At 35.0% G+C, this 22,149-nt stretch carries 17 protein-coding genes; 15 read left to right on the top strand and 2 right to left on the bottom strand.

Translation table 11 applies throughout. From position 1 onward, the window contains the following. From topA to UH1x_RS05870, 7 genes are all read left to right on the top strand, one after another. Positions 1 to 2,505, top strand: a complete 2,505-nt coding sequence (gene topA, locus UH1x_RS05900; RefSeq protein WP_482625740.1) for a type I DNA topoisomerase — start codon at positions 1 to 3, stop codon at positions 2,503 to 2,505. A gap of 60 nt (positions 2,506 to 2,565) precedes the next feature. Beyond that, positions 2,566 to 3,723: a formimidoylglutamase gene (locus UH1x_RS05895; protein ID WP_482625739.1), complete on the top strand. Its 1,158-nt coding sequence runs from the start codon at positions 2,566 to 2,568 to the stop codon at positions 3,721 to 3,723. A 121-nt stretch (positions 3,724 to 3,844) separates the two neighbouring features. Further along, positions 3,845 to 5,209, top strand: a complete 1,365-nt coding sequence (gene porK, locus UH1x_RS05890) for a T9SS ring complex lipoprotein PorK/GldK (RefSeq protein ID WP_482625738.1) — start codon at positions 3,845 to 3,847, stop codon at positions 5,207 to 5,209. An 86-nt stretch (positions 5,210 to 5,295) separates the two neighbouring features. Continuing rightward, positions 5,296 to 5,952 carry a type IX secretion system motor protein PorL/GldL gene (gene porL / locus UH1x_RS05885; RefSeq protein ID WP_036156763.1) on the top strand — a complete coding sequence of 219 codons (657 nt, stop codon included), beginning with the start codon at positions 5,296 to 5,298 and terminating at the stop codon, positions 5,950 to 5,952. Between the two features lie 55 nt (positions 5,953 to 6,007). Continuing rightward, complete coding sequence (porM, locus tag UH1x_RS05880) at positions 6,008 to 7,567, top strand: type IX secretion system motor protein PorM/GldM (protein ID WP_482625737.1); 1,560 nt, start codon at positions 6,008 to 6,010, stop codon at positions 7,565 to 7,567. 64 nt (positions 7,568 to 7,631) lie between these two features. After that, the gene (porN, locus tag UH1x_RS05875; RefSeq protein WP_482625736.1) at positions 7,632 to 8,519 is read left to right on the top strand and encodes a type IX secretion system ring subunit PorN/GldN; all 888 of its coding nucleotides are present in this window, start codon (positions 7,632 to 7,634) and stop codon (positions 8,517 to 8,519) included. A gap of 101 nt (positions 8,520 to 8,620) precedes the next feature. Next, entirely contained in the window at positions 8,621 to 9,664 is a 1,044-nt protein-coding gene (locus UH1x_RS05870) for an NAD(P)/FAD-dependent oxidoreductase (protein ID WP_482625735.1), read from the top strand. Here UH1x_RS05870 and UH1x_RS05865 read toward each other — a convergent pair. After that, positions 9,651 to 10,049, bottom strand: a complete 399-nt coding sequence (locus UH1x_RS05865) for a DUF983 domain-containing protein (protein WP_482625734.1) — start codon at positions 10,047 to 10,049, stop codon at positions 9,651 to 9,653. The two genes, UH1x_RS05870 and UH1x_RS05865, sit on opposite strands and share 14 nt — an antisense overlap. Before the next feature lie 136 nt (positions 10,050 to 10,185). Here UH1x_RS05865 and UH1x_RS05860 point away from each other — a divergent pair, with 136 nt between their 5' ends. The 8 genes from UH1x_RS05860 to UH1x_RS05825 all read left to right on the top strand — a co-directional run bounded on the left by UH1x_RS05860 (position 10,186) and on the right by UH1x_RS05825 (position 21,373). Then, the gene (locus tag UH1x_RS05860; RefSeq protein ID WP_482625733.1) at positions 10,186 to 12,096 is read left to right on the top strand and encodes an ABC-F family ATP-binding cassette domain-containing protein; all 1,911 of its coding nucleotides are present in this window, start codon (positions 10,186 to 10,188) and stop codon (positions 12,094 to 12,096) included. 161 nt (positions 12,097 to 12,257) lie between these two features. Next, on the top strand, positions 12,258 to 13,133 hold the full coding sequence (locus UH1x_RS05855) for a leucine-rich repeat domain-containing protein (RefSeq protein WP_482625732.1): 876 nt from the start codon (positions 12,258 to 12,260) through the stop codon (positions 13,131 to 13,133). 210 nt (positions 13,134 to 13,343) lie between these two features. Next, entirely contained in the window at positions 13,344 to 14,228 is an 885-nt protein-coding gene (locus UH1x_RS05850) for a leucine-rich repeat domain-containing protein (protein WP_482625731.1), read from the top strand. Positions 14,229 to 14,657: 429 nt separating this feature from the next. Further along, positions 14,658 to 15,788 carry an efflux RND transporter periplasmic adaptor subunit gene (locus UH1x_RS05845; RefSeq protein ID WP_482625730.1) on the top strand — a complete coding sequence of 377 codons (1,131 nt, stop codon included), beginning with the start codon at positions 14,658 to 14,660 and terminating at the stop codon, positions 15,786 to 15,788. After that, entirely contained in the window at positions 15,788 to 19,075 is a 3,288-nt protein-coding gene (locus tag UH1x_RS05840) for an efflux RND transporter permease subunit (protein ID WP_482625729.1), read from the top strand. The genes UH1x_RS05845 and UH1x_RS05840 overlap by 1 nt, the downstream gene beginning before the upstream one ends. Continuing rightward, positions 19,075 to 20,460 (top strand): TolC family protein, encoded by a 1,386-nt coding sequence (locus UH1x_RS05835; RefSeq protein WP_482625728.1) that lies wholly within the window; start codon positions 19,075 to 19,077, stop codon positions 20,458 to 20,460. The genes UH1x_RS05840 and UH1x_RS05835 overlap by 1 nt, the downstream gene beginning before the upstream one ends. Positions 20,461 to 20,512: 52 nt before the next feature. Then, positions 20,513 to 21,181: a hypothetical protein gene (locus UH1x_RS05830; protein ID WP_482625727.1), complete on the top strand. Its 669-nt coding sequence runs from the start codon at positions 20,513 to 20,515 to the stop codon at positions 21,179 to 21,181. A 9-nt stretch (positions 21,182 to 21,190) separates the two neighbouring features. Beyond that, entirely contained in the window at positions 21,191 to 21,373 is a 183-nt protein-coding gene (locus UH1x_RS05825; RefSeq protein ID WP_036156737.1) for a CPXCG motif-containing cysteine-rich protein, read from the top strand. Here UH1x_RS05825 and UH1x_RS05820 read toward each other — a convergent pair whose 3' ends face one another. Then, entirely contained in the window at positions 21,374 to 22,054 is a 681-nt protein-coding gene (locus tag UH1x_RS05820) for a head GIN domain-containing protein (protein WP_482625726.1), read from the bottom strand. Between the last annotated feature and the right edge of the window lie 95 nt (positions 22,055 to 22,149).

Genomic DNA, 22,149 nt, shown 5'->3' with positions numbered 1-22,149 from the left:
ATGGCGAAAAATTTAGTAATTGTTGAGTCTCCTGCAAAGGCCAAAACTATAGAGAAGTTTTTGGGAAAAGATTATAAGGTAGAATCGAGCTTTGGTCACATTGCAGATTTACCTTCAAAGGAGTTGGGAGTAGATGTTGAAGGCGATTTTACACCGAAATATATAGTTGATAAAGACAAGCAAGCTTTAGTGAAAAAGCTTAAGAGTCTGGCGGATAAAGCAGAAACTATATGGCTCGCGAGTGATGAGGATCGCGAGGGAGAGGCTATTTCTTGGCACTTGGCAGAAGAGCTAGGTTTAGACAAGAAGAAGACAAAACGTATTGTTTTTAACTCAGTTACAAAAGCAGCTATTCAAAAAGCGATTGAGAATCCAAGGGAAATCAATTTCAATCTTGTAAATGCACAACAGGCTAGACGAGTATTAGACCGTTTGGTTGGTTATCAACTATCACCCGTACTTTGGAAAAAAATTAAGCCGGGTCTTTCAGCCGGTCGTGTTCAGTCGGTAGCCGTAAGGTTAATCGTTGAGCGAGAAAGAGATATTGAAGGCTTTGAGCCACAAGCATCGTTTAAGATTGCAGCAGAGTTTCAAACCGAAGCAGGTAGTGTGTTTTCGGCAAAACTGAACAAAACGTTCGCTACCGAAGAAGATGCAAAGGCATTTTTAGAGAAAAACAAAGCAGCTGTTTTTTCAGTAAGTAAATTAGATAAGAAACCGGCTAAGAAATCGCCATCTGCGCCGTTTACCACTTCTACATTACAGCAAGAAGCATCAAGAAAATTATATTTTTCTGTAGGTAGAACCATGCAGGTAGCCCAACGTTTGTATGAAGCGGGTTTAATAACCTACATGAGAACGGATAGTGTTAATCTTTCTAACGAAGCATTAGCATCTGCCAAAGAGGCTATTGAAAAAAACTACGGTAAAGAGTATAGCGAAACAAGAAACTTTAAAGGGAAGTCTAAAGGAGCTCAAGAAGCACACGAAGCCATTAGACCTACTGATATGGGGAATCAATCTCCTTCGTTGGAGCGTGATCAATCTAAATTATATGATTTAATATGGAAACGTACCGTTGCATCTCAAATGAGCGATGCGCAATTGGAACGTACCAATGTTAGAATAAAGGCCAATAAACATACAGAAGAGTTCACAGCTAATGGTGAGGTAATAAAGTTTGATGGTTTCTTGAAAGTTTACATGGAAGGTGTAGATGATGAAGATATTGCTGAAGAACAAGAAGGTATGCTGCCGGCAATGAAGCAAGGTGAGCGTTTGTTGAACAACTTTATTTCAGCGACAGAGCGTTTTACAAGAGCACCATATAGATTTACGGAAGCATCTTTGGTTAAGAAGTTAGAAGAGTTGGGTATTGGTAGACCATCTACATATGCACCAACAATATCCACTATTCTTAATAGAGGTTATGTTGAAAAAGGTACTATTGAAGGTAGTGAGCGTAAGTATCAACAATTGATATTGGCTTCAGATAAAATAGAAACAAAGAACCTTACTGAAAATGTTGGTTCTGATAAAGGTAAAATGGTGCCTACGGATATTGGTATGATCGTTACCGATTTCTTGGTAAGTAATTTTGCCAATATATTAGATTACAATTTTACCGCTCAAGTAGAAGAGGATTTTGATGAGATAGCTTCCGGTGATGAAGATTGGAAGAAAATGATGAAAGATTTCTACAAAGATTTTCATCCTAATGTAGTAGATGTAGAAGAAAATGCAGATCGCGCCAGTGGTGAAAGAATATTGGGTAAAGATCCCAAGTCTGGCAAACAGGTATCTGTACGTTTAGGTAGATTTGGGCCAATGGTACAAATAGGTACTGTTGATGATGAAGAGAAACCAACATTCGCAAGTTTATTGCCAGAGCAATCTTTAAACACTATTTCTTATGAAGAGGCAATGGATCTTTTTAAACTACCTAGAAAATTAGGAGTTTATGAAGGAGAAGAAGTATTGGCTAACGTAGGTAGATTTGGACCTTATGTGAAATTTGGCGAGAAATTTATTTCTATGGATAAAGGCGAGAGTGCTTTTGAAATAGAAATGGATAGAGCAATAGAACTTATTGTTGCTAAGCAGAAGGCCGATGCGCCAATTGCTATGTATGAAGATTTAGAAGTTACAAAAGGTACAGGTAGGTTTGGACCGTTCATTAAATGGAACGGTATGTTTATTAACGTAAACAAAAAGTACGATTTTGATAACTTATCTAATGATGACATTATAGAGTTGATCGAAATCAAAAAGCAAAAAGAGATCGATAAGGTTATTCATAACTGGGAAGAAGAAGGCATCCGTATAGAAAAAGCGAGATGGGGCCGTCATAATGTTATAAAAGGCAAGATCAAGGTAGAGTTGGCAAAAACTGTCGATGTTGTTAATATGTCTTTAGAAGAAGCCAAAAAGTTGATTGAGGCGAAGACTCCAAAGAAAAAAGCTCCAAAGAAAAAGGCAAAAGCTAAACCTAAAACAAAAAAGTAATTTAATTTTAGGTCAAAAGATTAGTGTAGTATTTTTATGATTTCTAAAAACCTTTAATAAATGGCCTTTGATTTTCTAGTTCCGGTATCGGATAAAGTTTTAGCTCATAATGAGTTGTTACCTAGTCAGGCCATTGGCAAAAACACCTACATACATACAGAAAAGGATGGTTTGCCGGTTCTGGCAAATGCTACTGTAGCAATTGTAGGGGTAAGGGAGTCAAGAAATGCCTATGAAAAGAAGCATGAAAAGTTAGATGTTTCTGCAATTAGATTACAATTCTACAAACTTCTAATAGGGAACTGGAATGCTACCATAGTAGATTTAGGAGATATAGAAGAAGGCGCTACTGTAAATGACACTTATTTTGTGGTCAAAGAAGTCGTAGCCGGGTTATTGGAAGAAGATATTATACCTATAATTTTAGGGGCAACACAAGATATTACTTATCCTGCTTACCGAGCTTTTGATGGAATTAGGGATATGATCAACCTGGTTGCAATAGATAGTAGGTTTGATTTTGGTATAGAAGATGAGCTCATTTCATCACATTCCTATATGAGTAAAATCATAACCGATAAGCCAAATAATCTATTTAATTTCTCAAATATTGGGTATCAAAGTTATTTTAATGCCCAAGAAGAAATAGATTTAATGGAGCGTTTATTTTTTGACGCCTATAGACTTGGAGAAGTTGCAAACGATATTTCTTTAGCAGAGCCTGTGCTTAGAAATGCGCATATGGTAAGTTTAGACTTGCGATCTGTTAAAGCAAGTGAAATTTCTTTGTCCGCTAATTTTTCACCTAACGGATTTAATGGAAGAGAAATCTGTGCTATTTCTAGATATGCCGGTATTAGTGATAAAGTATCTGTATTCGGCTTGTATGAAATGGAGAACACCGTACAGTCGCAACAGCTGATAGCTCAGATAATATGGTACTTTATAGAAGGTATCAATTTTAGAATCAAAGAATCTCCATATACCAAAACAGATGACTTTGTAAAGTACAATGTACCTAGCGAAGATGAAGAATTGGTATTCTACAAAAGTTTATTAACAGAAAGATGGTGGACAGAAGTCCCATCTATTTTCACTTCACATACTAAAGGCCATACACCTGCGTTATTACCTTGCACCGAGAAGGATTATTTAGATGCATGTAATCAACAAATTCCTGAAAGGTGGTTTAAGGCCTACAAGAAAGGCTTTAATTAACATTATTTTTTTTAAAGCATAAAAAGACTTTGATACAATATTTTATATAAAACCTAGTTTTAGTTGTTAGAATAAATTATTGTATTCTGAGTTTAACCATAATCGAAATTTAACCTAAAGTATGAAGAAGCTATTGTTATCCTCTATAGCGTTTGTTTTTTTACTCACAAGTTGTGGGTCTAAACAGAAAGGTGAGCTAACTGGAGTCCAGGGAAAAAAATGGTATCCGGAAAAACCATATGGAATGGAACTTATCCCAAGGGGTTCTTTCATAATGGGTAAGAGTGAAGAAGACCAAGGAAAATTATTGAATGCACCGACTAAGACAGTTACGGTACGTTCTTTTTACATGGATGATACCGAAATCACGAATAGTGAGTATCGTCAGTTTGTAGAATGGGTAAAGGATTCTATCGTTAGAACCAAACTAGCCATTTTAGCTGATGAATTAGGTATAGGTCCAGAAGAAGGCGGTATTGGTGACTATGCTTTTAAAGATGCAGATACTACAAGAGCATCTGTATACGATAAGTATATGTTGGATAATTACTCAGGTATGGGTGAGACGGGATACGAAGGTAGAGCGTTAAGCAAAGATGAAGACCTAGTTTGGAACACATCAGATTACCCAGATGAGTATTATACCGAAATAATGGATTCTATCTATCTATCTGAAGACGAGTCTTATAACGGTCAACGTACTATTGATGTTAAGACATTAAAGTATAAATATAGCTGGATGGATATTGAGGCAGCTGCTCGTGCTTCTGTAAAAGGAAACCAAAGCCGTAAAGACTTTATCCGTACAGAAGAAGTTGAGATATACCCAGATACAACGGTTTGGATCAGAGATTTCTCTTATTCTTATAATGAACCAATGCATAACGATTATTTCTGGCATGATGCATATAGCGAGTATCCTGTAGTAGGTATCAGCTGGCAACAAGCAAAAGCATTCTGTAACTGGAGAACGAAGTTTAAAAACGATGACAACAAAAGTCGTGGTAGACAGTTCGTTAATCAATTTAGATTACCAACGGAAGCTGAATGGGAATATGCTGCAAGAGGTGGTATTGAAGGTGGTACGTACCCATGGGGTGGACCATATGTAATCAGTGATACTGGTTGTTTTATGGCAAACTTTAAGCCACAACGTGGAGATTATGCTGCAGATGCTGCTTTATATACAGTAGAAGCAAAATCTTACGAGCCTAACGACTTTAATATGTATAACATGGCCGGTAATGTTTCAGAGTGGACAAACTCAAGTTACGATCCAAGTGCATATGATTATGTATCAACAATGAACCCTAACGGAGGTGATCAATCTAATACAAGAAAAGTTATTAGAGGTGGTTCTTGGAAAGATGTAGCTTACTTCTTACAAGTGAGTACAAGAGATTACGAATACGCAGATTCAGCTCGTAGTTACATCGGTTTCAGAACAGTACAAGATTATATGGGTGAGGAAGATTCCACACAATAAATAATAATATTAACAGTTTTATAATAAATTCAAATTCATTTTTTTAACCAAATCTTTATTTTTTAAACCTTAAAATTAAATTAAACATGGCACAGTCAAAATCCACAAAAAAATTATTTAACATGGCCTACGGGCTAGGGGCATCAGTCGTAATTATTGGTGCATTATTTAAAATTCTTCACTGGGAGTTAGGACCATTAAATGGTGGTATTCTTTTAGCGATAGGTCTTATTACAGAAGCATTAATTTTTGCGATCAGTGCATTTGAACCAGTTGATGACGATTTAGATTGGGCATTAGTATACCCAGAATTAGCTGGTGGTGAAAGCAAAGCACCTAAGAAAGCACAAGCTGCAACAGAAGTAAAAGAAGCTGAGGCATCTTTATCTAAGAAATTAGATGATTTATTGAAAGAAGCTGGTGTAGATGCAAGTCTTATGGAAAGCTTAGGTTCAAGCATTAAAAACTTTGAAGGTGCTGCTAAAGGTATCGCTCCAACAGTTGATGCAATGGAATCTACTAAGAAATATTCTAGTGAAATGGTTCAGGCTGCTTCTCAAATGGAGTCTTTGAACAGTCTTTATAAAGTACAATTAGAAAGTGCTAGCAAGCAAGCTTCAGTTAATGAAGAAGTTGTTCAAAATGCAAGTGCACTTAAAGATCAAATGGCATCTTTGTCTACAAACCTTTCTTCATTGAATGGTGTATATGGTGGTATGTTATCTGCAATGAGCAAAAACTAGTTTGGATTTTTACCAACCCGAATCAATTATTAATAAAAATCTAAATTAAAAATCCATGGCAGGAGGAAAACAATCACCACGTCAGAAGATGGTCAACTTAATGTATTTGATCTTCATCGCAATGTTGGCGTTAAACATGAGTAAAGAAGTATTGGCCGCATTCGGTATAATGAATGAAAAGCTAGAGACTTCTAACGAAAAGACAACTGCAAGTAACGATGCGTTCTTGGAAAGTCTTGGAACTAAAGCATCTGAAGATGCTGCAAAGTACGATAAGTTATATAAGAATGCTCAGCAGATCAAAGCAATGTCTCAAGAGTATTATGATTACTTAGAAGGACTAAAAGCAGGTATGATGGAAGGGATCGAAGATCCAAAAGATTATGCTCGTATGGATATGGCTGATTACTTAGATCAGAAATTATTCCAAGGTGAAACTTTATCGGAAGACGGTAAAAAATTCATGAGTAACCTAACAGGTTATAGAGATCAAGTTGCTGCAATAGTACCAGCTGCTTTAAAGCAATCTGTTATCGATCGTTTCCAAACAGGAGATGAAAACGGTAAAGTTGAAAAAAGAGACGGTACAAAGCAAGATTGGATCAACTATCACTACGAAGGGTATCCTTTAGTAGCATCTTTAGCAAAATTAACTCAGTTACAAGCTGATGTTAAGATAACTGAAGAAGCAGCTTTGAAATCTATGTTGGCAGGCGAGTTAACGGAACAAGTTTCTTTAAAGAACTTTGCTACATCTCTTTTAGCTTCTAAATCTGCATACTATGCAGGTGAGAAGTATGATGGTAAGATCATTATCAGCAAAACTGATAACTCTTCTACTCCGGTAAGAGCTGAGTTAACGTTAGATGGTAGAAAATTATCTGAAGGTTCTGATTATAAATTAGAAGCTGGTGGTGTTAAAATGTTGATTGGTTCTGGTTCTGCTGGTGATCATGAAGTAAAAGGTACTATCTACTTTAAGCAAGACGGTGAAGAAATTCCTGTTGAGGTTAAAAATTCTTTCGCAACAATATCTAAGCCTAATGCTGCTTTGATTGCTGCTGATAAAATGAATGTAGTATATAGAGGTGTTGCTAACCCAATGTCTATCTCTATACCAGGTATACCAAATAACAAAGTAAGAGCAAATGCTCCAGGTCTTAGAGCTGTTAGCGGTAGTAAATATGTTATGACTCCAGGAACTGGTAGAAATGTAACTATTACAGCTTCAGGTACTTTGCCAGATGGTCAGTCTGTATCTTCTAAATCTGAATTCAGAATTAAAGATATTCCAAGACCAGAAGGTAGTGTAAGTAGACAAACAGGTAGTATTAAACTTCCTAAAAGGAATGTTGAGATTGCTACTATCGGTGCTGGTTTGGAAGATTTTGATTTTGACTTGAACCTTGCGGTAAGCGGTTTCAAATTCAAAGTACCAGGTCAACCAACAGTTTCTGTAAGAGGAAACAAAATGAATGCTAAGGCTAAACAAGCTTTAAGCCGTGCTAAAAGAGGAGATATCGTTCAAATATTTGATATTGAAGCTTATATCACAAATAACAAGAGTTACAAGTTGAAGAAAGTATCTCCAGTAGTTGTGGAGATTACAAACTAAATAAATAGAATGATACCGGGTAAGCCCATTGGTCTTGCCCGGTTAATTTTAAAGTGAAGCAAACATGAATTGGAAAAATGTTTTAGTAATGGGAGTGGTAACAATGTTACCTTTATCAATGATGGCCCAAGCAAACGTATTGAATGCAAAAAAACCAGATGAGGTTGGTGTTCGTACAGAAGCTCAAAAAGCTGTAGATAATGATGCTCCGTTAGAATACGGGTACGTAGATGATAGGGATATCCTTTGGTCTAAAACCTTATGGGAAACCATTGATTTAGATGAGAGAGTTAATTTCCCATTATATTACCCAACAGATACTATGGATATCGGACCGGATAGAAGGTCTTTATACCATGTACTGGTTAAAAATTTAAAAAGTGGAAAATTAGATACTTATACAGATTCTTATTTTACACAAAAAAGAACTTTTGGCGATTTAAAAGATGCCTTGCAAATGGTTGATACCTTAGATTACGGGTATGAGCAGATGAATGCAGGTGAAGCTGTTTCTGAAGAATATATTACTCGTAGAACTATTTCTGCGGCAGATATTGAAGAGTATCATATTAAAGGAATATGGTATTTTGATAAGAGACAGGGAGAGTTGAAATACCGTCTTTTAGGTATTGCGCCTGTTGCACCAGATGTTAACTTTATGGATGATGATAATCCTGATATGGTTGAACTTTTCTGGGTATGGTATCCAGATGCGCGTGCAATGTTACATGAGGCAAAAGTCTTTAATCAACAAAATTCAGCACAGCCTATCTCTTTTGACATGCTGTTAAATGCAAGAAGATTCGATGCTGTTATCTATAAAGAAGATAACGTACAAGGCGATAGAAAAGTAGATGACTATATTTCTGACAATGCTTTGTTCCAATTATTGGAAGCGAAACGAATTAAAGAAACAATTAGAGATAAGGAACAAGACATGTGGGCTTACTAAAAGCTTACTGAAAATCCAATTCACATAAAAAAGACCCAATCGTAAAGATTGGGTCTTTTGTTTTATATCATGTTTTATGCAATTGTCATTACATTTGTGCTATGGTAGATTTTATAGTGGTAGGGTTAGGTTTGGCGGGTACCGCATTTTGTGAAAACTTACGTAAAAACAATAAGACTTTCGTTGTTTTTAATGACCGATCGCAAACATCGTCCCGTGTTGCGGGTGGTTTATATAATCCTGTAATCTTAAAACGATTTACCCTTTCTTGGCGGGCAGATGAGCAATTACCTGTAGCTACAAAGTTTTATACAGAATTAGAGCAGTTTTTAAATGTCTCGTTTGATGAAAAGCTCAATGTATTACGCAAATTTGCCTCAATAGAAGAGCAGAATCTGTGGTTTGAGGCAGCTGACAAAGACAAGTTAAAGCCGTATTTAGATACTAAACTGGTAAATAACGAGAACGCTTTACTGAAAATTCCTTTTCAATTCGGGAAAGTACTGGAAACTGGTAGGTTAGATACTAAGTTTCTCTTTGATAGCTATGAGGGCTGGTTGCGAAAAGAAAATAGATTATTCACTGATACCTTCAATTATGACGAGTTAATAATTGAACAGGCTTTTGTAAACTATAAAGATATAAAGGCAAAGAACGTGGTTTTTACTGAGGGTTATGGTATGATGCACAATCCCTTTTTCAATTATATGCCAATGCAGGGCTCCAAAGGAGAATATATAGTTATACGGACAAAAGGTTTAAATGAATGTAACATTATAAAATCTTCTATTTTTTTAATACCACTAGGTAATGATTTGTATAAAGTAGGTGCTACATACCATAGAAAAGATAAAGACAATGTAGAAACGAAAGAAGCTAAGAGTGAGCTCATAACTAAACTTGAAACACTTTTGGATTGTTCTTATGAGATAGTTGATCATATGGCAGGTATGCGCCCAACTGTAAAAGATAGAAGACCTTTAGTAGGTCAACACCCAACATATAACAACTTATGGCTATTAAATGGTTTTGGTTCTCATGGTATTACCATTGCACCTTGGGCGGCAACATCGCTTTATAATCTTATAGAAAAAGATATGCCTTTATTGGAAGAAATGGATATTGCCCGTTTTACTGGGAGTTAGTATTATTAAGTATTGCCTTAGGATCGTATTTTACGAACATATTGATCCATATATTACGAGATAACCTCATAATAATCGGCATAAAAACCACTAGGGTTATAATTATAGCTATAAACGTTTCTATAAGGTCAGCACCTATAAATAGATTGGCAATGACAAAGGCAGCTACCGCAAAGGCAATACCTACTCCGTAACTCACATACATAGCACCATAAAAGAAAGATGGTTCTATTTTATATTTTAGGTTACAATGGCTGCATCTTTCGTGCATTTTAAAGATTTTGCCCATATGGTATGGGTTTTTATCCAAATACATGCTTTCTTCGTGACATCTAGGACAACTTCCTGTTAAAATACTGTAGAGTTTGTTTCCTTTTTTTAACATTTGCAAAACTTTACACTAAGGTACGATTTTATGATATTTTATATATCAAATTTATAGGGTAAGAAAGATAATTTAGCTTAAAAATAATCGGTAATTATTGTATCGGGTTTTAAGTAAAAAAGAAGAATTAAAATTTATGTTAAACGTTCACAACCTATCAGTCTCTTTTGGAGGAGAATATCTATTTGAAGAAATATCATTTCGTTTAAATGGAGGAAACAGAGTAGGACTAGTAGGTAAAAATGGAGCGGGAAAATCTACTTTGTTAAAATTATTGAATAAAGATATGCCTTTGGATACCGGAGTAATTGCGGTAGAAAAAGATATTAAAATAGGTTTTCTTAGACAAGATATAGATTTCGTAGAAGGGCGATCGGTTTTAGAAGAGGCCTATCAAGCTTTTGAGGAGATTAAGGCTTTGGAATTAAAACTAGATGAAATTAATCATCAGTTGGCGGAACGAACCGATTATGAATCAGATTCGTACAGTCAGCTTATCGTAGACCTGAGTGATATTACCCACCACTATGAAATTCTAGGGGGTTATAATTATCAGGGCGAAACAGAAAAAATACTACAAGGATTAGGTTTTAGAAGAGAGGACTTTGATAAAAAGACGGAAACCTTCTCAGGTGGGTGGCGAATGCGTATAGAACTTGCGAAATTATTATTGCAAACAAATGACGTATTGCTGCTAGATGAGCCTACCAACCACTTGGATATTGAATCTATCATATGGTTTGAACAATTTTTGAACAATTATACTGGCGGGGTAGTCATTGTATCTCACGATAAAATGTTTTTGGACAATGTTACCAATAGAACCATTGAAATTTCTTTAGGGCGTATTTATGATTACAACAAACCCTACACAGAATATTTGGTACTCAGAAATGAAATAAAACAGCAGCAGGTAAATGCCCAAAAGAACCAAGAAAAAGAAATTCAACAAGCTGAGCGCTTAATTGAGAAATTTAGGGCGAAGTCCACTAAGGCATCAATGGCGCAGTCCTTGATCAAGAAATTAGATAAAATAGAACGTATAGAGGTAGATGAGGATGACAATAGTGTCATGAGCCTTCGTTTCCCAATTTCGGTTACACCGGGTAAGGTAGTAGTAGAAATTGAGGAGCTGTCAAAAGCATATGGGGATAATTTAGTGTTGAACGACATTAACCTGCTTATTGAGAGAGATAGCAAAACAGCTTTCGTTGGTCAAAACGGACAAGGTAAATCTACTTTGGCAAAGATTATTGTAGGCGATCTTAAGCATGAAGGTCATCTAAAACTGGGGCATAATGTACAAATAGGATATTTTGCTCAAAACCAGGCAGAGTACTTAGATGGTAACAAGACCATTTTGGATACCATGATCGATGCGGCAAATGAAAAGAATAGAAGTAAAGTAAGAGATATTCTAGGTTCGTTTTTGTTTAGGGGAGATGAAGTAGATAAGTATGTAAAAGTGCTTTCTGGTGGTGAACGCAACCGTTTGGCCCTGGCTAAAATGTTATTACAGCCCTTCAATGTTTTGGTAATGGATGAGCCTACCAATCACTTAGATATTAAATCTAAAAATGTACTAAAACAAGCATGTTTAAATTTTGAAGGTACATTGATACTTGTTTCTCATGATAGAGACTTTTTACAACGGTTGACCAATAAAGTCTATGAATTCAAAGATCAGAAGATCAGGGAGTATTTGGGTGATGTAGATTACTATTTAGAGCAGAGAAAAGTAGAGGATTTTAGGGCTATCGAAAAAAAGCAGTCAGTAGCTGTAAAAAAAGATAAACCTAAAGTATCTAATTCTTTTCAAGATCAGAAGAAACTAAAAAGTTTAAAAAACCAATTAAGTTCAGTTGAAAGTAAGATCAGTTCACTTGAAAAAGAGATTAAGGAAATTGATCATAACTTGCTAGTAGACTACGATGCCACTATAGCGAAGCCTAATTTCTTTGATGGTTACCAAGCCAAAAAGAAGAAATTAGAAACGTTAATGCAGAACTGGGAAACTCTTACAATTGATATTGACGAGCTAGAGTAATTAGAAAATATCAGACATACGATTTTAAGCGTTTCACAACATTTTCAGCTACTTTCACAACAAACAGGGGTAAATCAACGATAATATTTGAGTTTTCAACGTTATTAGTTCAAATTTGTAGGAGAATTCTTAGATGTACGAATTTATCAAACCACCTTTATATGAAAAAATTACATTATTTAAGTTTCTGTTTATTATTTCTGTCAACTGTTTGTTTTGCAGAAATATCTAAAAAGGAAAAGAAAGCCTTAGTTGATCTTTATAATACCACCAACGGTAAGCATTGGGTGAAGAAATGGGATTTAAAATCTCCGGTTTCTCAATGGCACGGTGTAAAAGTTGAAAATGATGTTGTGGTAGAAATTAATTTGTTCCACAACAACCTAATGGGTTCAATTTCTCCACAAATAGGAGGATTGGAAAATCTTAAAGTATTAAACCTTGCTTTCAACTCTTTAACAGGATCTGTACCCACAGAAATAGCGAACCTTTCTAATTTAAAAGTATTGAAATTAGAAATGAACAGGCTAAATGGTGAAATTCCAGAAGGTATTGGTAGTCTTATAGAGTTAGAAGAGTTTTCAGCTTTCAATAATTTCTTAACGGGAAGAATTCCTGCTACAGTAGGTAACTTAACAAATTTAAAGGTATTGAATCTTTCAAGTAATGAATTTTACGGTGATATTCCAAGTTCATTAGGTGCGTTATCCCAATTAGAAACTTTAGGTCTATTTGAAAATAGATTAGAAGGTGCTATACCAAGAGATATGGGTAACCTTAGTAATTTGAAAGAATTAGTTTTGGCGAACAACAGACTTATAGGTGATATTCCTAACGAGTTTGCAGATTTGGCAAGTTTAGAAGTATTTCAGATTCAGAATAATAACTTTAGTTCATTTAAGGCTTTAGAGTTTTTAGAGACTAAAGAGTACTTAGTTTTTGATTACGATAAAGACGATAGAAAATTAGAGTTTAAAGATATCAACTTCAGTAAAACCAGAATGGCAGATACGAAGTTTGAAGATATAGAAGAGTAAGAGTAGTTTACACTTTTAGTTAGTTTGGTGAAAAAAGAGATGTTATATGACATCTCTTTTTTGTTTTAAGTACATTAATATCAATGGTATATCATAAATGTATTTTTTGCACGTTATAATAAAAGTACTTTTTACACCACTGCTCTATTGTTATAGTGCTGTGTGGTAAATGGTATGAGTAAAGTCCCCCAAAAAATTAATTTTTTCAGTATGAAAAATGTTATAACCTATACCTGTTCAGTTTTTATTCTGCTATGTAGTTATATTGTCAATGCACAAATACCTACAAATGAAAAACAATACCTATTAAAATTTAATGAAAGTACCATTGGTGATCAATGGCAAAATAAATGGGATCTAAAAGCGGACCCATCTACATGGTACGGTGTAGAAATCAAAGATGGTCATGTTACTGCCTTAAAACTTTATCGCAATAATCTTACTGGGGTTATTCCTGATGGGATTTCAACTCTTTCGCATTTAAAATCGTTGAACCTTGCATTTAACGTAATTGAAGGTAATTTACCAAAAGATATATTTCAATTGGAAAAGTTGACATCCATACGTTTAGAGATGAATAAACTAACGGGTAATTTGCCACAAGATTATTCTAAAATGAACCAGCTAGAAGAACTTTCTATGTTTAACAATTTGTTGCAAGGAACTATTCCAGATGGTATAGGAGAAATTTCAAATTTAAAGTCTTTGAATCTTTCAAGTAATTATTTAGAAGGTAGCCTGCCTAAGTCATTAGAGAATTTGAATAAGTTAGAAAGGCTAGAGCTTTTCGGTAATAAACTTGCTGGTGCTATAGAGGTAGATTTAGGGCGTTTAGTCAATTTAAAAGAGCTGATTCTATCTTATAATCAGTTCCAAGGAGATTTGCCTAGCGGTATGGCAACGTTAAGTAATCTTGAGTTTGTACAATTACAGGGTAATGATTTTAAATCTTTAAACTCTTTAATGAGGATGGAAAGTTCTAAGCTTGCCGTTTTTGATAGTGACGATGAATTTTTAAATATGAAATTTGGTACTACAGAAGGTAGCAGAACACGAATAGTAGATACTAAATATGAAGACGTAAAACGAAATTAAAGGAAGAAAAATATATGTAAAAGGGATGCGAAAGCATCCCTTTTTTTGTTTGCAAATGATTGATTGAACACTGTTTTTTATGATTACTTTAACCATTAAGGCATTGAATGCCAGAAGTGTTTTTTTGTAGTTTCGCCAATGATTAATTGATTTCCAAAAGTTTCTAGTTAAAGTCTATTTAAAATTACGGTTCAATTTTAACAATACTTTGATTGTTAAAGTAGATGTGGAGCTGTTATTAGAACGTTAGCATTCATATGATTTTGGAAATAAAGTTCCTTTAGAATAATTGAATATTAAGCTGAAATAGCTTCAAAGTCGTTTCACTTTGAAATTTGGTCGTTTCATTTAATTCTCAAGATTCTAAAGGGTATTAAAAAGTATTTTTGATCCTGTGTTTTTTAAAATGCGCTTATAAATTATAATAAAATGCGAAAAATTATTTTTACCGTTTTAGGTATTTTACTAATTGTAGTATCCTTTTTTTTAGCGGGATATATAATTGATAGTAAGAAAACTTTTAAACCGAAGTCTGAAAAAGTAGTGAAAACTGTTTTTACAGAGGTAGTTAAGAATGGAACGGTTCCAATTATAGTATCGGCAAATGGTAATTTAACTGCCAAACAACGTGTAGAGCTATATGCTGAAGTTCAAGGTGTATTTAAAAAAGGCAGTAAGCTATTTAAAGAAGGTCAGGCATTTCGCCAAGGTGAGACCATTATTAGTATAGATGCAAATGAATATGCAGCAAGTGTTCAATCTGCAAAAAGTGATCTTTTTAATCAGTTAACGGCAGTAATGCCCGATTTAAGATTAGACTACCCGGATATCTATTCAAAGTGGCAAGAGTATCTTTCTAATTTCGATATGTCTAAAAGTACGCCCGCACTTCCGGAAATGACTACAGAAAAAGAAAAGTTTTTTATATCTGGAAGAGGTATTCTTACCAGTTATTATAATGTCAAGAATTTAGAACAAAGATTATCTAAATACCGCATTACAGCACCGTTCTCTGGTGTTCTTACTGAAACGTTGGTTACGGAAGGTACGTTGGTTAGGTCAGGTCAAAAATTAGGGGAGTTCATCAATACCGAAGTTTACGAACTTGAAGTTGCCATTAGTAAAAGGTATACGGATTTATTGAAGGTAGGTGAATCTGTAGAGCTTACCAATTTAGATGATAACACTACCTATAAAGGTAAGGTTACTAGAATTAGCGGTAGTATTGATCAGTTAACACAAACCGTAAATGCCTATATAGAAGTAGACGGCGATAATTTGAGAGAAGGTATGTACCTAGAGGCAGATTTAGATGCTAAAAAAGAAGAAGATGCAATTGAAGTAGATAGAGGTTTGTTATTGGAAGGCAATAAAATATTTGTTGTCAGAGATTCTGTTTTGGATATGATAGATGTGGTACCGGTTTATTTTTCTGATAAACGTGTGGTATTAAAAGATGTGCCTAATGGCGTTACAATTGTATCTAAGCCTATAAGTGGTGCATTTACAGGTATGGCGGTAAAAATATACTCTGAACAACCAGAAAACACAGAAGAATAATGCGTAAACTGATAGAATATTTTATTCGGTATCATGTTGCCGTTAATGTTGTAGTAATCTCTTTTGCACTTTTCGGTATTGTTGGTGCAAAGGCATTGAAATCATCTTATTTTCCTTTGACGGATTCTAAGAATATTGCCATAACAATAACTTATCCTGGTGCCTCTCCACAAGAAGTAGAGGAAGGTATTGTTCTAAAAATCGAAGATAATTTAAAAGGACTTGAAGGTGTTGATCGTGTAACGTCTACCTCTAGGGAGAATAGTGGTACCATAAATGTAGAAATCGAAAAAGGAGAGAATATCGATTTCATGCTTTTAGAAGTTAAAAATGCGGTAGATAGAGTGCCAACTTTCCCAACTGGTATGGAACCTTTAATAGTTTCTATTTTAGAAACTGTTCGTCAAACCATATCGTTTGCTATCAGTGGAGAAAACATTCCGTTAGCGACCCTAAAGAGTGTAGGTAGGGATATTGAAAATGATTTAAGGGCAATGGAAGGAATTTCTCAAATAGAGATTTCTGGTTTTCCTGATGAGGAAATCGAAATAGCCGTAAACGAAAATGATCTTTTGGCTTATGGGCTGTCATTTTCAGAAGTTGCAAGTTCAGTATCAAATGCAAATATTCTTGTAACAGGTGGTAACATCAAAACAGATGCCGAAGAATATTTAATACGTGCAAATAACCGATCGTACTACGGTAGTGAATTGGGTAACCTTGTTGTTCGTGCAGATCAATCAGGAAATGTAATTCGATTAAAGGATGTAGCAATAGTAAGAGATCGTTTTGCCGAGACACCAAATGCAAGCTATTTTAATGGAAATTTATCTGTTAGTACTACTATTACCAGTACCAATAATGAAGATTTAATCGCTGCAGCTGATCAGGTAAATGAATATGTAGATGAGTTTAATCAAAAGTATAATAACATTAAGTTAGATGTTGTTTCCGATCAATCCGTTACATTAAATCAGAGAACACAGTTATTGACTGAAAATGCCATCATGGGTATGGTCTTGGTATTGATATTTTTATCTCTGTTCTTGAATACAAGATTAGCATTTTGGGTTGCCTTTGGTTTACCGGTTGCATTTTTAGGAATGTTTGTATTTGCAGGCTTCTTCGATGTAACCATAAACGTATTATCCTTATTCGGTATGATTATCGTTATCGGTATTTTGGTAGATGATGGTATTGTAATTGCCGAAAACATCTATCAGCATTACGAAAAAGGAAAATCTCCAGTTCAAGCAGCTGTAGATGGTACAATGGAGGTATTGCCTCCAATTATTTCAGCGATTATCACTACAATATTGGCCTTCTCTATTTTCTTGTTCTTAGATAGTAGAATTGGTGAGTTCTTTGGTGAAGTTTCTGTAATTGTTATTCTAACATTGGTAGTTTCATTAGTAGAAGCTTTAGTGATACTACCTGCTCACTTGGCACATTCCAAAGCACTACAACCAATAGACAATAAGCCTAAATCTGGTTTTGCAAATGCTTTTGCCAAACTAAGGGTCATCAATGAATTTGGAGATAGTTTAATGGTTTGGATGCGTGATAACCTATATACGCCTGTGTTACGGTTTTCAATGAATCATAAAATATTTATGTTCGCTGTATTTGCATCAGCCTTTATTTTGACTTTAGGTTCTGTAGGTGGTGGTATCATTAGAACGGCATTCTTTCCAAGAATTGCCAGTGACCGTGTAGGTATTGAATTAGAGATGCCAAATGGTACTAATGAAAAAATAACAGATTCCATTATCTCATTAATTGAGGAGAAAGCCATTATTGTCAATAAAGAATTGACCGATAAATATATGCCAGGCTCAGATAAAATGGTCTTTGAAAACCTTATTAGAAGATTGGGTCCAGGTTCATCTACCGCAGAATTGAGAATTAACCTATTGCCAGGTGAAGAAAGACCAAATGAGATTTCTGCAGATATGGTTACCCGTAGGTTAGAAGAACTTGTAGGTCCTGTAGTTGGTGTTGAAAGTCTTATTTATGGCTCTGGTGGTAACTTTGGTGGGTCGCCCGTTTCGGTATCCCTATTGGGTAATAATATAGAGCAGCTGAAAGCGGCAAAAGATGAGTTGAAAGGTATTTTAACAAAGAACACAAGATTAAAAGATATTTCAGATAATGATCCGGCGGGTATTAAGGAGATAAGATTGACCTTAAAGGAAAATGCTTATTTATTAGGCTTGGATCTTCAAGCATTAATGACTCAAGTTCGTGCTGGTTTCTTTGGGGTACAGGCTCAACGTTTTCAGCGTTCTCAAGATGAGATAAGAGTTTGGGTTCGTTATGATAGGCAAGAGCGCTCCTCTATTTCTAGCTTAGACGATATGCGTATAGTAACCCCATCAGGTGAGCGTGTACCATTAAGTGAAATTGCGGATTATACTATTGAACGTGGAGATGTCGCTATCAATCGATTAGAGGGTAGACGAGAAATACAGATTTCTGCCGATATGAAAGATGTAAAGGATAGTCCAACAGAAATCATGACCGAAATTCAGAATGTTCACATGCCTGAGATACAATCAAAATATCCAACGGTAAGTGCATCTTATGAAGGTCAGAATAGAGAGCTAGAAAAATTGACGGGTTCTTTAAAGTTAGTCGGTTTCACAGTAATATTGTTGATCTATATAACCATCGCATTTACGTTTAGAAGTTTCAGTCAACCATTAATGTTATTGTTATTAGTACCATTTAGCTTTACGGCAGTTGCATGGGGACACTGGATTCATGATTTTCCAATAAACGTACTTTCTATTCTAGGAATTATTGCATTGATTGGTATTATGGTGAATGATGGGCTGGTGCTCATAGGTAAGTTCAATTCTAATTTACGCGAAGGAATGTCTTTTGACAATGCCATTTTTGAAGCGGGTAAATCTAGATTTAGAGCTATTTTCTTAACCTCGATTACCACTATTGCAGGTTTAGCTCCTTTAATGTTAGAGACAAGTAGGCAGGCGCAGTTTTTAAAGCCTATGGCTATTTCAATAGCTTATGGTATTGCAATTGCAACGGTACTTACTTTGTTGATGTTGCCGTTGTTCTTATCGTTTAGTAACAATTTAAAAGCGCAGAATCTATCTTTTGCCTCGGGTCATAAGATTACCAAAGAAGAGGTGGAAAGAGCAATTAAGGAAAGAAAAGAAGCTTCACATTTAGAAGGTCATTCGCATGAAGCTATTGAAGGCGGTGAACATCAAGGACAAATTGAAAGTGGTTCACATCCATATAAGAATATAGATAAGTTATAATGAGTAAATTAAGATTCATCACATTATTAGTATTTTTTCCAATTTGTGGAATTTTTGCACAAGAAAAGACACTTTCAAAGGAAGAAGCCGTAGTAAAGGCTTTGGAGAACAATTTCGGAATTGAGATTGCTCAAGGTCAAGTTGATATTGCAGAGAATAATGCTAGCATATTAAATTCGGGCTATTTACCTACTTTGACAGGTACCGCTGGAGCTAATTATAATAGAGATGATTCAACAATTGAATTTCCTGGTAGAATTTTGACAGAGGATGGTGTAGATGTAATTGATCCAATAACAGGAGAGCCTACTCCATTTCCTGACACCGATATTTATAAAGCTGAAGCTCAACGTTATTCTGCAGCTCTTACTGCTAACTACACATTATTTGATGGAATGGGTAGATTTTACAATTATAAAAAATTAAAAGAACAATATAATTTAAGTACGCTACAGGCTAGAGAGACTATAGAAAATACCATGATTCAAATGTTTACGGTATATTTTGAAATTGCTAGACTTACAGAGAATAAAAATGTACAAAAGCAAGCATTGGAAATTTCTACGGATAGAATTCAGAGAGCTGAATATTCATTTGAATATGGTCAAAATACAAAATTAGATATATTGAATGCTCAGGTAGATATGACTAATGATAGTATTAATCTATTGAATACAGACCAGCAATTGGCAAATGCAAAACGCGATTTAAATGTGGTGTTAAATCAAGATTTAAGTTCTCAGTTTACAGTAGACACAACCATTGTATTTATACCAAAGTTTCAGATTATAGAGTTTATGGATCAGGCAATCACTAATAATGTTGCGGTACTACAAACGGAATCAAATTTAAGTATTAATGAATATGATATTAAAGTAAGCAAATCTGGGTATTTACCAACTGTTGGTCTTTCCGGTTCTTATGGGTGGAATTTAAATCAAAGTGCAGCTTCAGCATTCTTTCCTGGATCAAACAATGAAACTTATAATTTTGCTTTAGGAGCAAGCCTTACATGGAATCTCTTTGATGGTGGTAGCACTACGGTAAGTGTTAAGAATGCCAAGATTACATACGCTAATCAAGAATTACTACGTAAGCAGGTAGAATTAGAGGTGAGCAGAGATATGCAGAATGCAATGGCATTGTATGAGAATCTTTTAAAAATATATCAGATTCAAGAGCAGAATGTATTTACCAACCAAAACAATTTTGAGCGTTCTAAAGAGCAATTTCAGTTGGGTAGTATTACATCGATAGAATTTAGACAGGCGCAAATCAATTTGTTGAATGCGCAGACTAATAAGAACTTGGCAAAGTACGATGCAAAGTTGGCAGAGCTTCAATTATTGCAGCTTACAGGTCAGTTATTGAATATAGAATTGTAAAAGGCTTAGGGACTTTAACCTCGATTGACGAGTAAATTAATTAGGGAATAACATGTATAGCGATAGAACAAATAGCGAGCTTATAGAGATTCTAGATCAACATTCATTACTGACGTTTGAAGCGCAGTTAAGTTTGCGAGACGAGCTTGAAAAACGAGCTGTTGTGGTAGACTTAAGTGGTTTAGAGACAACTATTGCCAACAAACTAGCTGAAATTAACAATCTTGAGTATTTAAAGGATTTCGGATTCCAAGCAAATAAATCTGCAGACGGACTGGTGGTTACTAGAACAAATAAGGCATTGTTAACGGATGTACTTGCCGTAATCGTTGGTCTATTGGTGTTCTTATTAGGTATTTATGGTTGTATTAATTTAGTATATACTTTTATAAATGGCGATGAATTAGATGTTTTTACCCTAGCTTATAAATTTGCCATGGCAGGTTTAATTTTTATAGGAATTAGCTTTTTCAGCGGGCTACAACGGTTATTTGATTTTTACGGATTTGAATTAAGTAAGTACAATGGCTCGGTATCATTGAAAAAACGTTTTGATGTAAAGTTAGAAGAGATCAAGGTAAATCCTTCTGACATTCATTTAGATACTGATGAAGGTGTACTTTCGTTAAAATTGGGTCATGATACTATTTTTACCTCTAATGGCGGTAATTTAATACAGTCATTAACTTTAAAAGAACTTGCTAAAGAATTAAAAGCATAAACTACTGCTATGTTCGAGCATTATTTTCAATGTCCCTATTGTTGGGAAGAGGTGTCAATGCTTCTTGATCCATCTATTTCACAACAAACATATGTAGAAGATTGCGAGGTATGTTGTAATCCTATAGAGGTTACACCGCAGTTTCAAGATAATGAACTTATAGGCTTTGATGTTCAGAGTATAGAACAGTAATTATTCTAGTATTGCAATTTTACCACCAAACGTATCATCTTTATCTACAGACTTAGGTTTGCCGTAAACAGTAATAGCACCACCGGCTTTTACTTTTGCAATGACAGCTTCGTTAGCGTAAACTTCGGCACTGCCTCCAGATAATACGATTACGGTGCTATTTTTTGTCTTTAAACCTTTATTTAAAAGTTTGCCACCGGTATTGATCATTACTTCTTGGTTGCTACTAGTGCCAGAAAGTTTTATTTCGCTACCGCTTGTACTTTTTCCCGATACATTGTTATAGGCAATATTTAAAGTAATGGTACTGGCATCTTGCGCCTCAATGGCTAAATCAGTTCCTATAACCAATCCGGTAGATATAATTCTAGAGTTTTTATTCGCATCAATAACCGAAAGTGCCTCGGTATAGAAAAGTTTAATATTTAAAATGGAGTTCAGCACAGATTCCCCTGAACACATTTTTAATCGTAATCGCCCGTCGTTTTCGGTAATACTTAGATCTTTCTTGTGCTCTGCCGCAATTTCAATTTTATTCTCCTCTCCTTTTACAAGTGTAACACTGATTCTATCATAAACTCGTAGTTCTGTGTATTCTTCTAAAGAAATAGTTGCGACGCCCTGCCCAAAAGTGGTCAATGTATAAAAGCAAATACAAATAAAAAGTAGAATTGATCTCATGTAGCGTTACTATTTAATAGTACAAAGTTAAGGTACAAAAGGGTTCGTGCCACAAAAGAGCAGAAGTGGATTTTACTTGTGATATTTTATTCGAT

The sequence above is a fragment of the Maribacter sp. UH1 genome, from assembly GCF_056839145.1.
Note: the sequence above shows the minus strand (reverse complement) of the source record. Positions and strands in the feature narration are given on the sequence as shown.

Bases quoted from the DNA above. Each gene is read 5' to 3' on its own strand.
- porN (WP_482625736.1), top strand. From the start codon at position 7,632: ATGAATTGGAAAAATGTTTTAGTAATGGGAGTGGTAACAATGTTACCT.
- UH1x_RS05865 (WP_482625734.1), bottom strand. From the start codon at position 10,049: ATGTTAAAAAAAGGAAACAAACTCTACAGTATTTTAACAGGAAGTTGT.
- porL (WP_036156763.1), top strand. From the start codon at position 5,296: ATGGCACAGTCAAAATCCACAAAAAAATTATTTAACATGGCCTACGGG.
- UH1x_RS05860 (WP_482625733.1), top strand. From the start codon at position 10,186: ATGTTAAACGTTCACAACCTATCAGTCTCTTTTGGAGGAGAATATCTA.
- UH1x_RS05850 (WP_482625731.1), top strand. From the start codon at position 13,344: ATGAAAAATGTTATAACCTATACCTGTTCAGTTTTTATTCTGCTATGT.
- UH1x_RS05835 (WP_482625728.1), top strand. From the start codon at position 19,075: ATGAGTAAATTAAGATTCATCACATTATTAGTATTTTTTCCAATTTGT.
- porM (WP_482625737.1), top strand. From the start codon at position 6,008: ATGGCAGGAGGAAAACAATCACCACGTCAGAAGATGGTCAACTTAATG.
- UH1x_RS05855 (WP_482625732.1), top strand. From the start codon at position 12,258: ATGAAAAAATTACATTATTTAAGTTTCTGTTTATTATTTCTGTCAACT.
- porK (WP_482625738.1), top strand. From the start codon at position 3,845: ATGAAGAAGCTATTGTTATCCTCTATAGCGTTTGTTTTTTTACTCACA.
- UH1x_RS05820 (WP_482625726.1), bottom strand. From the start codon at position 22,054: ATGAGATCAATTCTACTTTTTATTTGTATTTGCTTTTATACATTGACC.
- UH1x_RS05845 (WP_482625730.1), top strand. From the start codon at position 14,658: ATGCGAAAAATTATTTTTACCGTTTTAGGTATTTTACTAATTGTAGTA.
- topA (WP_482625740.1), top strand. From the start codon at position 1: ATGGCGAAAAATTTAGTAATTGTTGAGTCTCCTGCAAAGGCCAAAACT.
- UH1x_RS05830 (WP_482625727.1), top strand. From the start codon at position 20,513: ATGTATAGCGATAGAACAAATAGCGAGCTTATAGAGATTCTAGATCAA.
- UH1x_RS05895 (WP_482625739.1), top strand. From the start codon at position 2,566: ATGGCCTTTGATTTTCTAGTTCCGGTATCGGATAAAGTTTTAGCTCAT.
- UH1x_RS05840 (WP_482625729.1), top strand. From the start codon at position 15,788: ATGCGTAAACTGATAGAATATTTTATTCGGTATCATGTTGCCGTTAAT.
- UH1x_RS05870 (WP_482625735.1), top strand. From the start codon at position 8,621: ATGGTAGATTTTATAGTGGTAGGGTTAGGTTTGGCGGGTACCGCATTT.
- UH1x_RS05825 (WP_036156737.1), top strand. From the start codon at position 21,191: ATGTTCGAGCATTATTTTCAATGTCCCTATTGTTGGGAAGAGGTGTCA.